11 protein-coding genes and 1 pseudogene are annotated in these 14,152 nt (G+C 61.6%); 3 read left to right on the forward strand and 9 right to left on the reverse strand.

What is annotated here, in order from left to right; genetic code table 11:
- Nucleotides 1-18: 18 nt before the first annotated feature.
- The 6 genes and pseudogenes from I2456_RS24060 to I2456_RS24085 form a co-directional block, all read right to left on the reverse strand.
- Nucleotides 19-210, reverse strand: coding sequence for a ferredoxin (locus I2456_RS24060; protein WP_007172229.1), 192 nt, complete (start codon nt 208-210; stop codon nt 19-21).
- A gap of 11 nt (nt 211-221) precedes the next feature.
- Nucleotides 222-1,520, reverse strand: coding sequence for a cytochrome P450 (locus I2456_RS24065; RefSeq protein ID WP_007172228.1), 1,299 nt, complete (start codon nt 1,518-1,520; stop codon nt 222-224).
- Nucleotides 1,521-1,576: 56 nt separating this feature from the next.
- Nucleotides 1,577-2,187, reverse strand: a pseudogene (locus tag I2456_RS24070) (TetR/AcrR family transcriptional regulator).
- Between the two features lie 447 nt (nt 2,188-2,634).
- A complete protein-coding gene (locus I2456_RS24075; RefSeq protein ID WP_007172226.1) occupies nt 2,635-4,092 on the reverse strand; it encodes a flavin-containing monooxygenase in 1,458 nt (485 codons plus the stop codon).
- A gap of 338 nt (nt 4,093-4,430) precedes the next feature.
- Entirely contained in the window at nt 4,431-5,489 is a 1,059-nt protein-coding gene (locus I2456_RS24080; protein ID WP_007172225.1) for a BtrH N-terminal domain-containing protein, read from the reverse strand.
- Nucleotides 5,490-5,581: 92 nt separating this feature from the next.
- Nucleotides 5,582-7,135: an acyl-CoA synthetase gene (locus I2456_RS24085; RefSeq protein ID WP_007172224.1), complete on the reverse strand. Its 1,554-nt coding sequence runs from the start codon at nt 7,133-7,135 to the stop codon at nt 5,582-5,584.
- A 387-nt stretch (nt 7,136-7,522) separates the two neighbouring features.
- Here I2456_RS24085 and I2456_RS24090 point away from each other — a divergent pair, with 387 nt between their 5' ends.
- Complete coding sequence (locus I2456_RS24090) at nt 7,523-8,323, forward strand: enoyl-CoA hydratase/isomerase family protein (RefSeq protein ID WP_046184313.1); 801 nt, start codon at nt 7,523-7,525, stop codon at nt 8,321-8,323.
- Between the two features lie 214 nt (nt 8,324-8,537).
- Here I2456_RS24090 and I2456_RS24095 read toward each other — a convergent pair whose 3' ends face one another.
- Nucleotides 8,538-9,191, reverse strand: a complete 654-nt coding sequence (locus I2456_RS24095) for a TetR/AcrR family transcriptional regulator (protein WP_007172222.1) — start codon at nt 9,189-9,191, stop codon at nt 8,538-8,540.
- Between the two features lie 768 nt (nt 9,192-9,959).
- Between I2456_RS24095 and I2456_RS24100 the strand changes: the two genes are divergently transcribed.
- Nucleotides 9,960-11,159: an acyl-CoA dehydrogenase family protein gene (locus tag I2456_RS24100; RefSeq protein ID WP_007172221.1), complete on the forward strand. Its 1,200-nt coding sequence runs from the start codon at nt 9,960-9,962 to the stop codon at nt 11,157-11,159.
- A gap of 62 nt (nt 11,160-11,221) precedes the next feature.
- Complete coding sequence (locus tag I2456_RS24105) at nt 11,222-12,769, forward strand: acyl-CoA synthetase (protein WP_007172220.1); 1,548 nt, start codon at nt 11,222-11,224, stop codon at nt 12,767-12,769.
- 393 nt (nt 12,770-13,162) lie between these two features.
- Here I2456_RS24105 and I2456_RS24110 read toward each other — a convergent pair whose 3' ends face one another.
- Both I2456_RS24110 and I2456_RS24115 read right to left on the reverse strand, forming a co-directional pair.
- The gene (locus I2456_RS24110) at nt 13,163-13,708 is read right to left on the reverse strand and encodes a transposase (RefSeq protein ID WP_157679851.1); all 546 of its coding nucleotides are present in this window, start codon (nt 13,706-13,708) and stop codon (nt 13,163-13,165) included.
- 51 nt (nt 13,709-13,759) lie between these two features.
- Nucleotides 13,760-14,149, reverse strand: a complete 390-nt coding sequence (locus I2456_RS24115; protein ID WP_033721568.1) for a Zn-ribbon domain-containing OB-fold protein — start codon at nt 14,147-14,149, stop codon at nt 13,760-13,762.
- Between the last annotated feature and the right edge of the window lie 3 nt (nt 14,150-14,152).

Here is a 14,152-nt window from a genome sequence, read left to right on the forward strand (position 1 = left end):
TGCCTCAGGACCGCGGTCTCAGTCCTCGACGGCGAGAGCGCCTGTGGGGCAGCACGATACTGCTTCTTCGATGAGTGATCTGTGGCATTCCGGTGGCTCGGGGTTCACGATATTGAGTTGGCCATCGTGCCTGACCTCGAAGAAGTCAGGAGCCAGGCCTTCACACATTCCGATTGACGAGCATCGGTTGCGGTCGACTCTGATCTTCATACCACGCCGCCTTACGCGTTCGGGGTGAAGCGGACGGGAAGGTGATTCACGCCGTGGAAGAACGTGCTGACGGTGTAGCTGGGTGGCCCGCAGACTTCAATATCAGGCAGGCGGTGCAGCAGTTCTCTGAAGAGCGCAGCGAGTTGCTGCCTGGCCAGCTGGTTGCCGAGGCAGTGATGGATTCCCCCGCCTCCGAAGCTCACGTGCGGGTTAGGGTCGCGCGACAGATCGAACTTCTCCGGGTTAGTGAACACGGTGGTGTCCCAGTTGGCCGAGCTGTAGAAAAGTATGATCTTGTCACCCTCGGTGATCTGCTGCCCGCCCAGTTCGCAGTCGCGAGCCGCCGTCCGGCGAAATGTCATGATTGGTGTGGCCCACCGGACGAATTCTTCCACGGCCCCTTTGATCCGTCCGTCGAAATCCTCCATGAGCCAAGCTCTTTGGTCTGGGAAGTCCGTCAATGCTTTCATCGCGTGACTGGTGCTTTGGCGCGTGGTGTCGTTCCCGGCGATCGTGAGAAGTATGAAAAACGAGACGATCTCGTCGTCGGTGAGTTGTTCGCCGTCCACTTCAGCTTGAACGAGGTTCGTCATAAGGTCATCTTCGGGCTGCCGGCGACGTGCGGCGATGATTTCGCGGGCGCCATCGCCCAAGAATCCCATCGCTTGGAACAGGCGAGGTATGACCGGGTCTTCGCCCATCACCTCCGGGTCGCTCCACCCACCGGCATACCGTGACTCCCACGCGATGTCGCGGCGCATCGAGTCCGGCACGCCCATCATGTCGAAGATGTTGTGCATCGGCAGCAACGCGGCGCACTGGTCGACGAAGTCAGCCTCGCCTTGCGGGGCAAGGCCATCGACGACCCGTTTCGCGTTGGCCTCGATCTGGTGACTGGTCAGCCGCATTTGCTTCGGTGTGAATGCGGATGCCAGCAATCGTCGAATCTTGGTATGCCGCGGCGGGTCCATAGCGATGAAGCCTTGCGCGGTGTCGAGCAGTTCCTGCGGGATCGACTCCATCACAATGCCTTGACCAGACAGGAAATCGTCGTGTCGCCGGGTCGCCTCGACAAGTAGCGGGTGGGTGACCACGGCCCAGAAGCCTTGGTCGTCCTCGTCGTCGATCATGGTGTGCTCGACGCGCGGGTGCCAGCTGATGGGGGCGCGTCGGCGCAGCTCCGCGTAGGTCTTCTCACGGTCAGCGGCGGTGCCAGCCCAAAAGGCAGTCGAGGACAGGTCGGCAGAATCATACGAACGTGCTGAACGACGCTCCACCGACGACTTCGGAGCGGAAGCGCTGACAGTCATGAGGGTCCTCCCGAGCTAGTGTCTCCACGCCAGTGTTTACACTTTTCTCTATAAAGTCAACATCCAGACAAAAATCTGCGTTGTGTAAACGGCCTCGCGGGATCTGCGCCCAAATAGCGAAGGGCGATCCGCGAGATCGCTCACCGGTCAGACTTGCATCGGCAGAAGGAAGCACGACATGGCTCACAGTGAGCCTCACCAGCGCATCGGCGACTTCATGCACGTCATCGGCATCCAGACCTGGAAAGTGCTCGTTGAACCAAGTCACGAGGGCTGCCGAGGATAGCTCCAGCAGCGATGCCGAGGTCGGCAGGAGCGGCAACATACCGGTTGTCTCGGAAACCGTTTTGTCTGTAGGCCGATTTGACGTCAACACCGCCTTCAAGAGCGGGCTCGCTTCCGCTTCCTCGAGGGTGTACGACACCGCGGCGGTGATACCCCCGCGGACATCTCCGGCGTGTTGTGCCGAAACTGCGTGAATGCCGTTCAAGAATCGTTCGCCTTCGGACACAACCAGCGCGTCACCCAGTCCCTGCTTATCGGTGAATTCCTTGTAGAGCGTCGGGCGGGACACGCCGACAAGCTTGGCGACTTCACTCATGCGAACCCGATGCCAGCCCTTCTCGATAGTGAGGTCACGCGCAGCCCTGAGAACTTGCTCACGCATGTGCTGGCGAAACGAGAGGCGAACGGACTCTGTGGACATGGTGAGCAGGATATGCGTCTTGCACAAGTGTTCCGTCCGGGCGGTGGAGGACCACACCTGCTTGCTGTCGAAGATGACCAATCGCCGGTCCCTGCATGATTTCGTTGATGCGGTTCTAACGCCGGCTCGGAGCGTTCGATGGCTTAGTCGGCAAACGCCGGCGTGATAACGGTGGGCGTAAGCGTTGCCAGGACAGTGGCCACGCTTGGTCGTCACCACCAAAGACCACGCGAAGTCGTTCCCCATTCCATGGGCGTCGTAGCGTCCTCGCTCCGAATTCTGCCGCCGCCTGATCCGAGACGCTTGCGCTCGCGTTAGGGCCCCAAACCATCTTCACCGATGACGTGCATGGCACCAAGCGCGACAGGATCCGCGCGAAAAGACCTTGATTGGCTTTCGATGCGCGTCTCATCGGAGTTCGAAATCTGCGATCTCAGGTGCACGCAATAGTTCTCGGTGCCGCTCGGGTGTCCACGGAAACAATTCGGGAAGCCCATCTTTGCCTAGGTACCAACTGTTGCAACCGGTAACCCAAATTGTTTGTGGCATCGCTGCTTTCATGCTGTCGTTGTAGCCCTTGGTGGCCAACTTGGTGGGCGCGGCGGCGACGATGCGGCCCTCACGGATCCGGTTAATCCACCACAGCACATAATCAGCCTGGTCCTCGGCGACCGGTATCAGTGACTGGTTGCCGATCGGCGAATGCGGACCCATCAGCATGAACAAGTTTGGGAATCCGGGCACCGCGACCGACCGATACGCCGTGGGGCCATCGGCCCATGCCTCGTCGAGGGTGAGCCCACGCTCCCCGACCACTGTCAGCGGGCGCACGTAGGCCCGGGCGTCAAACCCGGTGGCATAGACCAGCAGGTCGAGTTCGTGCAAGGTACCGTCGGCCGTGATGACGCCGCGAGGCTCGATGTGGTCGATCGTCTCGTTGATCACCTCCACACCCGGTTGTTGGACCGAACGGTAGAAATGTCCCGCCATAATCTGGCGCTTGCACATCGGCTGATCTTTCGGGGTGAGTTTCGCGCGCAACTGCGGGTCGCGCACCGAGAGTCGCAGGTTCCATCGACATAGCGTCTGAACCAAGCGGCGCTGAAATCCCGGACGGATCGGCGCGCGGCCGAAGATGCGCCTGACCACCAATCCCCAGAACCAATAGCCCAGGCCGTTCAACCTCGGCCACCGCGTCAACGCGGCCTGGATCAGCGGTGAGTAGTGCGGATTGGGCATCGGAAAGACCCACTGCGCAGTGCGTTGGAAGACGGTGAGCCGACTGACCTTGCCCCCGAGTTCGGCAATGATCTGTATGCCTGTCGAGCCCGTCCCGATCAGTCCGACCCGCTTGTCCCGCAAGGTGACGGAGTGATCCCATTCCGCGGAGTGGAACACCGGCCCGGCAAAACTCTCCTGGCCGGGAATGTCCGGATAGCGCGGCACCCGGAGCACGCCGGTCGCGGTGACAAGGACGTCGAATGTCTCTTCGCTGTCGTCGGTCGTGATCCGCCACCGCTCGTCGTCGTATCGGGCGGATATGACCTCGGCGCCGAACTTGATGTGCGGGCGGATGGCCCGTTCGTCGGCCACCTGCTGGAAATAGGCCTGGATCTCCGGCCCCGGCGGCAGCAGGTGCGACCAGTTCGGGTTGGGCCGAAACGAGTAGGAGTAATACCGCGATGGGATATCGCAGGTTAGCCCCGGGTAGGTGTTGTCTCGCCATGTGCCGCCGACATCCTCGGCCTGTTCGAAAATGGTGTACGAGTCAATGCCGGCGTCCTGCAGCTTGATCGCCATGCACAGTCCCGACATGCCCGCACCGATGATTGCGACTTTGACTGACCGTTGTTCCGTCATGTTCATCACTCATTCTTGAAGTGCTACTTGTACTCGGCACTGCCGATCACGCCGATACCGGCGCCGCTACGCACTAAGGCATTGATGCGCGCTTCCGCTCGTTGTCGGCACACGACCAGCCGTCCTACCCGCGCACGCCGGTGCGGCGACCCTTGTTCCGTGCACCAAGCGTTCCCTCCTGCTGCCCCAGTTGCGGACCGCTACACGTGTGGAGCCACCAACAGTGTTAACCGTCGTTAGCGTACCCCTCGAAAATGGCTCCGGTGGGTCAAAAGCCGCGCTGCGTGGACGTTCGGCACCCAGATGCCAAGCTGAATGCAGCGGCCGGCCCAAGGCGGAAATTGTTACGTCAGAGCCGCTCCGGCGGCGAAGAGCGATTCCGTGAGCCGCTTTTCGGCGTCAGGCACACGCTCGGCTGCGGCCGCAGTGGCGGCGGCGCGAGCCCGCAGTGGGGTGCCTGGGTTGTAAGCCATCCGGGCTACTTCGGTCCAGGCGGTCGACACCTCCCGAGCAGCCCTCGACGCCTCCAGGGCGGCTTCGGAATGCAGCAAGTTGGCGATGCTTCGACAGCCGTCGGCCTGCAGGGCCCTGAACAACCCCCCTCCCGTCCCCGCCTTCTCAATGAACGCCCACAGCGCAAACAGGGCGCTTTCGAGGTTGTGATCGTCCAGGGCGTCAGGCCACGCCGCCACGTCGACGGCGAAATGCTCGACACCATCGAGTCCATCCTTCTGTGCCTCAGGGTCGCGAGTGACTGTAAGACCCCGGCTGTCGGTGATTGCCGCCATCGCCTGCGCGCTTCGGATAAGGGCGGGACCGGCGATCGCCGCCAAGTCCGGCGCCGTAGTCGGCCAGTCGACGATGTAGGCGGTGTGACGGGTCGGCACGGGAAAGCCGGTCGAAGACCGTGCCCGACGGAGATCCTCGTAGGGGACCAGTTGGACCGAATCTCGGTCGTTGTCAACGACCAAGGCCACGCCTCGGTCGTCGTCGTAGCCGGTGATGACAATGTCGTGGCGGCTCATGCTCAACCGTGCGCGCAGATAGGGCAGATGAGCAATGTCGGCCCAAACCATCACGGGGGTGCGGCGGTCGAGTTGATCGGTCACCCACTTCCACCCGAGGTCGCCGTCATCGGTGGCGCGAATCTCGAACTGTGCACCGACATTAGTGAGGTATTGCTCTTCGAGATCGGGGCCCCTGCCAACGAGGTACACCGGCGGAAATAACTCGTCGGAACGGGCATAGGAAAAATCCAGCGTGCCGCTCAGCGCGAAAACCAGTCCTTCGCGGGGGGCGTGCACACCCCAACGGAGTCCGGCCCACTCGGTCAGATCGCGGAGGGCACCGGACCCGCAGTGGCCGCCGAGCTCGTGTCTGTAAGGCACCTCTACGCGCGCCATGACGATCCCGTCCTGACGGCCTGCCCAGGGCGTCTAGGGAAATCCTTTGGAGGCAGCCGCGTCGATGGCCGCGGGGCGCGCTGCAAGGGCACCTATCGACCCCGGCTAGTGCTTGTGCACTCTTGCCGGAACTGTTTTCGCAGTTCGCGTTTGAGCACCTTGCCAGCACCTGAGAGAGGGAGCGCATCAACGAACGAGGCTGTACGGGGCGCCTTGTATCCCGCGATCTGAGTCTTACAGAAGTCTCTGAGCTCTTCGGCTGTCACCGAGGAGTTTTCGGTCAAGACGACGACCGCATGAACGCGCTCGCCCCAATTTTCATCGGCAACTCCGATGACCGCGCACGCCGCCACCTCCGGGTGCCTGGACAGAACATTCTCGACTTCCGTCGAGTAGACATTCTCGCCACCCGAGATAATCATGTCTTTGATGCGGTCGACGACGAACACATAACCCCGCTCGTCCATGTAACCGGCGTCACCGGTGTGCATCCACCCATTGCGCAGCGCGGCCGCTGTCTCGTCTGGTTTATTCCAGTAGCCCAACATCACGTTGCCGCCACGCACGACGATTTCGCCGGTATTGCCCGGCGGCACTTCCTTATCGTCAGCATCGACGATTTTGACCTCGGCGCAGGGCGCGGCGCGGCCGGCTGAACGCAATAGGTCCGGATGCTCGTGGTCCTCAGGACGCAGGACTGTGGCTAGGGGGGACAGTTCTGTCATGCCATAACCCTGCATGAATCGCGCCGACCGCACGGTCTTCATCGCGCGCGACAGGACCGCCTCGGAAATCGGCGATGCCCCGTACATCACGTTTCTGAGGCTGGAGAGGTCGTAATCCCTGACGGCGGGATGGTCGACGACCATCTGCAGCATGGTCGGCACTAAAAGGACGTCGGTGACCTGGTGGCGTTCGATGGTCTGGAGAATGGCACTGGGCTCGAAAGTCGAGAGCATCACATGTGTGCCACCCAGGGTGGTTTGCCCCGCCCAGGCGGCCAAGTCCGCGAGATGGAACAACGGCGCAACATGAAGCAGTCGAGCCTCCGAACTCAGAAAGCTTCCCACGCTGAGCATTCCCAGCACGGAGGTCATCAGGTTCGCGTGGCTAAGCATGACGCCCTTGGGTAGACCCGTGGTGCCACCGGTGTAGAACACACCGGCCAGTTGATCGCCGCTGCGCCGCACGTCATCACCGACTTCGCCGCCGGCTATGAGTTCCTCATAGCAGAACATTCCCTCCGGGGTCGGGGCGTTTCCGCAATGAACGACTGCGCGCAGGTCAGGATATGACGCGCGAAGTGCGGGGACTGCTGGACTGAAGGCGTCATCGACAAATAAGACATCGGTTTGGGAGTCGCGCAGGGCGTAGGCAATCTCCGGAGGGCTCCAGCGGATATTGATCGGGTTTAATACCGCGTCCGCCCACGGCACCGCCAGCAGGTACTCATGGTAACGGTCGGAGTTGAGCGCCAGCATGCCGACGCGATCCCCGCGGTTAACGCCAATCGTCCGTAATGCGCTCGCCAACTTCGCGATTCGTTGTGCGGACTGCGCATAGGTCCGTGTTCGATCCGCGTCGATGGTGGCGAGGCGGTCCGGGTGTTGTTGCAGTGCTCTGTGCAAGCCCTGCGTGAGGTACATCACGTCTCCTCCTGAACTCTCAACCGGTGCGGGCCCGGCAATGACACATCCAGTGGCCCCGAGCGCCCTCACGTTATCAGTGGTTAACATTACTGGGGCGCCGATGGATAGCACAATCGTCCTTTGAACTCGACAACTGAGAGCCCACCCAGTCACCCGCCTGCATCGAATCGTCGTCACGTCCCACAATCGTGAATGCTTAGTCACATATGCTGCGACTTGTGGCGGGAACGGTGTTACCAGTCCCCACTTCCAAGTCGACTACTCCAATTAGGTGGCGTTGGAGGCGATAAAATCGAAGACCCCGTCGCAGCCCAGACCTGCACGCCCCGCAGAAGGTGTCGCTGGGACGTCCAAGTGGTCGCCGATGGGACGCCGGCATTGTCGATGGAGACAGTGCCCAGAACACGCGGAAGGACTACCTTGGATGATCCGGTGATTTATGACGTCGTCGATGGGGTGGCCTGGCTGACTATCAACCGGCCCCACTCTCGCAATGCGCTCAGTGTCGCCGTGCGCCAAGGATTATGGGATGGCGCACGTCGGTTCAATGAGGACGCTGACGCGCGCGTACTCGTTTTGACCGGCGCGGGTGAAAAGGCATTCTGCGCCGGCGGCGACCTTAAAGAGATGGCGCACCAGGCGCTGGCGGTTCCGCCACTGGACTTCGCCCCGCAGTTCGGCCGCAACATCGACATCGCTAAACCGACCATCGCGGCGGTCAACGGTGTTGCATTCGCCGGCGGGTTCCTGCTCGCACAGCAGTGTGACCTGATCGTCGCCGCCGAGCATGCCCTGTTCGCGATCACCGAAGTCAAAGTCGGCCGTGGAGCTCCCTGGGCCGCTCCTCTTTCGTGGCTCGTTCCACCGAGAATCGCTCTGCAGATGATGCTCACCGGCGAACCGATCAGCGCGGCCCGGGCGTTCGAAGTGGGTCTTGTTAACGAGGTGGTGCCCGCCGCTCGGCTTAGGGATCGAGCCCAGAAGCTGGGCGCTCTAATCGCTGGAAATGCTCCGCTGTCGGTGCTGGCCGCTAAACAGACTGCGTATCTATCGGCGCGACATCGCCTTGAGGAGGCATACACGCTGGCTGAGAAGATCTGGGAACCCGTGTACCACTCCGCGGACGCGCAGGAGGGCCCACGCGCATTCCGGGAGAAACGGGCACCTGTATGGCGGGGACGCTGAACACGCCGGATGTCTGCGAATGCTCGTGCCAAGGACCGCGCGGCGAGACCGCCGGCTGACTGGCGCGGCGTGCGGGCCCGCCAAGCAAGCCGATTGGCGGCGTGCTTAATCGTGGCCAGGGAGCCATCGACACGAAGCAAATCATTGACAGCCTCTGCTCAGCGAAATCACCCTCCCGAGGACACGCCGAGGCGAGGACACTCCGAGGTTGCGCCTACCGTCGACCTCGGCGCTGCGGCAACGCGTGGCTTGCCCGATCCTCACTGTGCGACTCGCACGGTGGAACGCCGAGAACAGCGTGCCCCATCCGCGCGAGCAGCACCGAGACGCGCTCGGGAGGCATCCCCGTATCGCGATATTGCAACGTCGATTGGATGGCACCGATCGCGCCGTGAACAACGGCGCGCAATTCCGTCTCGTCCAACTCCGGCCTTAACTCGCCCAAAACGTGCACCCACTCTTCAACGTAGAGGCGCTGTTTGCGGCGCAGGCGACTACGTCGATGGTCAGGCAGATTATGGACTTCTCGGTAGTAAACAATGGCGAGTTCGCGCTTCTCCATCACCAGGGCAACGTGGTCGGCTACTAAGGCAGTCAGCGCCTCGCGATCATCTCGGCTTTGTTCAACGATCGCCGACGCCCGTCGCAGCAGCGTGTCAATCACTTGTTCGAACAGTGCCGCCAGCAAGCCCGCCTTGCTGTCAAAGTGCCGGTAGATCGCTGGACCGACGACCCCTGCCGAGATGCCGATATCGGCCATAGAAACAGCGTGATAGCCACGGTCCGCGATGAGTTCGGCGGCGGCCGCCAGAATCCGCTCGCGACGCTCGCCTCCTCGCGTGCGGCCGACGGTGACTGTGTCGGTCACGGTCGACCATCCTTTCGCAGTCGAAGCAGCAATACCTCTTCCGTTCGAAACGCCCACACGTTCCGGGTGATCTACGAACGTTAACACTTCTTCACGATGCCCACTCCCCACGCACAACTGCCGCGCCATCCAACGTCCATACTGGGAGAGGCCCCGGGGTACCTCCAAGCGCGGCGCGGCTGCAACCACCAAGACAATCAACCCGGATAGATTGCAGTGATCGGCGGACGAGACCTCCTTCATTCGCATGAGTCGTAGATCTGGTGCACCGGAGCGCGACATCTACGCGATGGGTGTTGCAAATCCTTGGGCCTCGCACGTAACGTTAGCCACCAGTAACTGAGGCTGTTGAGCTTCGACGGTTTCTGGACTAATCGGGGCACGCGAAGCACTCCTTGAGGTGGCCACTTGCACGCGACGCCCGAGCCTTGCATTGACTTAAGTCGCGGTCGCGAGTGGGTAGGAAGGGATCGGTTTGAGAGATTCAGTGCCGATCCTCGCGCGAGGAGCCTGGCTGACCGATGCCGCCTATGCGCTTGATCGTGTTGGTGGGCGGCGCAGTCATGCTCCAGGACAATGCTTTCGGCGCGTGCGCTGGGAGGCGAAGACAAAGTTTCGCTCCGATTGTTTCGGAATTCAGCACACGGGCCGCTCGCCCCGTTGGGCGAATGCTTTCCGAATCGTCCGACTGCACAATCGAATTGAGACACCTTGCACCTGCGTGCAACCGCTGTTCGGTTGCCGACGCAATTCGATCCGGGAGCCATCATGACGGATATCGAAGCAACCACCAAACACATAGCCGGGACGGAAGGCTGCGCTGTGCCCAACGATCCGTGGACCACGCCGGAGCGGCTAGCACTGAGCCAGTTGGCGCGATCTTTCGTCGCTCGCGAGATAACACCGAAAGTGACGGATTGGGAGGAGGCAGGTGAAATCCCGCGCGAGCTGCACCGTAAGGCTGCCGATGTGGGACTTCTCGGGGTTGGATTCCCCGAGAACGTGGGAGGCAGCGGCGGCGACGCGATCGATTCGGCGTTGGTAACCGAGGCAATTCTGGCGTGCGGTGGGTCTACCGGCGTGTGCGCCGCGTTGTTCACCCACGGCATCGCGCTTCCGCACATCGCCGCGAATGGATCGGATGCCCTGATCGACCACTACGTTCGCCCCACCCTGGCCGGAGATATGATCGGCTCGCTGGCAGTCACCGAGCCCGGAGCGGGCTCAGATGTGGCGAACCTACGCACACGAGCAGTCCGCGATGGTGACACGTACGTGGTCAACGGTGCTAAGACCTTCATCACGAGCGGTGTCCGCGCCGACTTCGTGACTACCGCGGTGCGTACCGGGGGACCCGGGTACGGCGGAGTTTCGTTGCTGGTTATCGACAAGGGCACACCGGGGTTCAAGGTTGACCGCCGGCTGGACAAGATGGGATGGCGTTGCAGCGATACCGCAGAACTCTCGTTCTTTGACGTTCGCGTTCCCGCTGCGAACCTGGTGGGGGCAGAGAACGGCGGATTCTTGCAGATCATGCAGCAGTTTCAGTCGGAACGACTCGGCATTGCCGTGCAGGCATACGCGACGGCGGAGCGCGCGCTCAAATTAGCCAAGGGTTGGGCGCGCGAACGCCAGACTTTCGGGAAACCTCTGACGGCTCGTCAAGTGATCCGCCATAAGCTCGCGGAAATGGCCAGGCAGGTCGACGTCGCGCGCGCCTACACCCGCGCCGTGATGCAACGGTGGCTGGCCGGGGAGGATGTAGTCACTGAGGTGTCGATGGCCAAGAACACCGCCGTATACGCGTGCGATTATGTGGTGAATGAGGCGGTTCAAATCTTTGGTGGGATGGGTTATATGCGCGAGTCCGAAGTCGAACGGCATTACCGAGATTGCCGCATTCTCGGAATAGGCGGTGGCACCAACGAGATCATGAACGAGATCATCGCCAAGCGCATCGGCTTATAGCTGTTCGGCACTGAATCGGCCCACGACGACGTGTCTGGGCGACCGGCTCCGAAGGAGTTCACATGGACAGGGGTATTGGCAGTTGGGCGACGAAACGGGCCTTCCTGTCCGGCGACCGCACCGCCCTCGTTGACGATAACCGACGGATCACCTTCACTCAGCTCGATGAACGGACCAACCGGCTTGCGCGTGCCCTGCGAGCGCTCGGTGTCCGCAAGGGCGACAGGGTTGGCGGTCTCTTGATCAACAGTCCCGCGTTCATAGAAACGATGCTGGCGGCCGCGAAACTAGGCGCGATCTTCGTGCCCATGAACGTGCGGTTGGCGCCAGCAGAGGTGGCTTACCAGCTGGCCGACTCAGGCGCAGACGTGCTCGTGTATTCCAACCCGCTGGCCCCGGTCGCCCGCGCCGCGGTGTCAGAGGATGGGGTGCGGGTCCGCCACCAAATGGCCGTCGGCGGTGAATGCCTTGCCGGTGAGCTTTCCTACGACGACGTTGTGAACAGTGAAGCGCCCACAGCTGTGGGCTCCGACGTGGCGGGCCATGACATTGCAAATCTGATGTATACGTCCGGGACTACGGGGCGTCCCAAAGGTGTGATGCTCACCCACGACAACCATCTGTGGAACGTCATGAACGCGCTGACAATCGGGCGCGGGCTGCGTGAGACGGACGTGACCGTCGCCGTGGCTCCGATGTTCCACATCGGGGGACTCGGAGTGCACACGCTGCCGCTGCTGCATGTCGGCGGTTGCAGCGTGCTGCTGCCGTCCTTCGATCCGCGACAGACGCTGGCGATGATGGCCCAAGAGCATGCGACAGTGCAATTCATGGTTCCGGCGATGTGGGCCGCGCTGATGAACGTCGATGGATTCGAGGACCACGATTTGTCGGCTCTCGAACTGGCGGCTGCGGGTGGCGCACCGTGTCCGTTGACCGTCATCGAATTCTTCCAAGGACGCAGTCTGCCGTTCCAGGAGGGTTTCGGGATGACCGAAACCGCGCCTATCGTCTCATTCCTCGACGCTGAACACGTTAAGGAGAAGGCCGGATCGATCGGTCGGACGGCTTTTCACGTCGAAGCTCGTATCGTCGACGACGCCGACAACGACGTCCCCGTCGACGAGGTGGGCGAGTTAGTAGTGCGCGGCCCTAACGTATTCGCGGGCTACTGGGGTCTTCCCGAGGCGACAGTGCAAGCTTTTCGTGGCGGCTGGTTTCATACTGGCGACTTGGGCCGCATTGACCGAGAAGGTTTCATCACTCTGGTCGACCGAAAAAAAGACATGATCATCAGCGGTGGTGAGAACGTTTACCCGATCGAGGTGGAGCAGGTCCTCTACCGTCACCATGCCGTGCGCGAGGTCGCGGTTGTCGGTGTGCCGCATCCGCGTTGGGGCGAAACTCCGGTGGCCGTCGTGGCCCTTCAGCAGGATGCCGCCGTCAATGCAGAGGAGCTTATCGATTACGCTCGAGAACGCCTTGCCCACTTCAAATGCCCGTCACGAGTACATGTCGTTCCCGACTTGCCGCGAAACGCCACCGGCAAGGTGCTCAAGACGGAGCTTCGCCTGCAATTCGGCGGGGAGGGGCTTTCAGTTCTGCGTTGAAACGCCGTTCTCTCGGCCAGACGCACATTTGCTTTTCGCCACACCTCGACCACGTTGCGGTACGCAGAATGCGGTCAGCGGCAGCATGGACGTAAATCTTCGCACGCCTGCCGAATCGCTTTGGGTGAGAGTCGTTCATGGGTGGATACGAGTGGCAGCGCAGCGGGATGGCGGATGATCCGACGGTTCGAGGCTCAGCTGCCGACGGTTCGGGTGTGATGTCGATAGGCCGTTCGAGCGGCTTGCCCTTGTGGAAGACGGCGCTGGCACGGACGAGGGCGACCAAGTGTGGTGCGTTGACCGCGCGCCAGCGGGCCTGGGCGGCCTCGATTAGCTTGTAGGCCATCGCCAGCCAGGCCGCGCGGGAGCCCGGCCCTTTGGTGACTTTGGTCCTCAAACGTACTGTCGCAAAGGTACTTTCGATCGGATTTGTGGTGCGATTGGTGGATCCAATGCTCGGCGGGATACCGGTAGAACTCCAAAAACACCTCGGCGTCGTCGACGATCTTGGGCGACCGCTTTGGGGTATTTGGCGCCGTAGTCGATCTCGAACGCTTTGATCGCGAGCTGGGCTTTGTCGATATCCTCGGCGTTGTAGATCTCCTTCATCGCCGCGACTGCACCCTGGGTGCACCGATTTCGGCAGTGCGGCAAGAATATTGGCCTGCTTATGCCACCAGCAGCGCTACTCTCGAATATCCGGGAACACCTCCCGCACGCCTTGCAGAAGCCCAGGGCGCCGTCGCCGACCGCGAGCACCGCTGCGGTCATGGCGCGGCGGCGGCAATCGCGCAGCAAATCAGCCCAGAACTCAGTCGATCCCCGGAAGCCGTCAGCCAGCCCGACGAGCTCCATGCGGCCATCAGCACGGACCCCGATCATTACCAGCAAACAGAGTTTCTCCACCTCAAGGCGCACCTTGAGGTGGATGCCATCCACCCACAAATACAGGTAATCGGTGCTGGATAAGTGAGTTTTCGCGTCGGCTCGTCACGCAGTTGACGTGACCCGTCGGAACTGCGGAAGTGCCAGGTTGCCTCGTGATTCGAAGACCACCTCGACAGCCATACCGACCCGCACTTCATCGACGTTGCATTCGATCACGTTGGTCATCATTCGAGGTCCTTCTTCCAGCTCCACTATCGCCAAGACGTAAGGAGCGGTGAAAGCTGGCGACGGGGCCTGACGGACGACGGTGTAGGTGACGATCGTCGCTTTTCCCGAAGGTTCTTGCCAATCCAGATCCGCAGCCCAGCAGTATGGGCACCAAGGGCGGGGATGATGATGGAATCGCTTGCACTCCCGACATTTCGGGAGCACAAACCGCCCGACAGCTGCCTGCTGCCAGTACACGGCCGTGCTGTCAGTCACGGTGGGCATGGG

Source organism: Mycobacterium kubicae (genome assembly GCF_015689175.1).
GTDB lineage: Bacteria > Actinomycetota > Actinomycetes > Mycobacteriales > Mycobacteriaceae > Mycobacterium > Mycobacterium kubicae.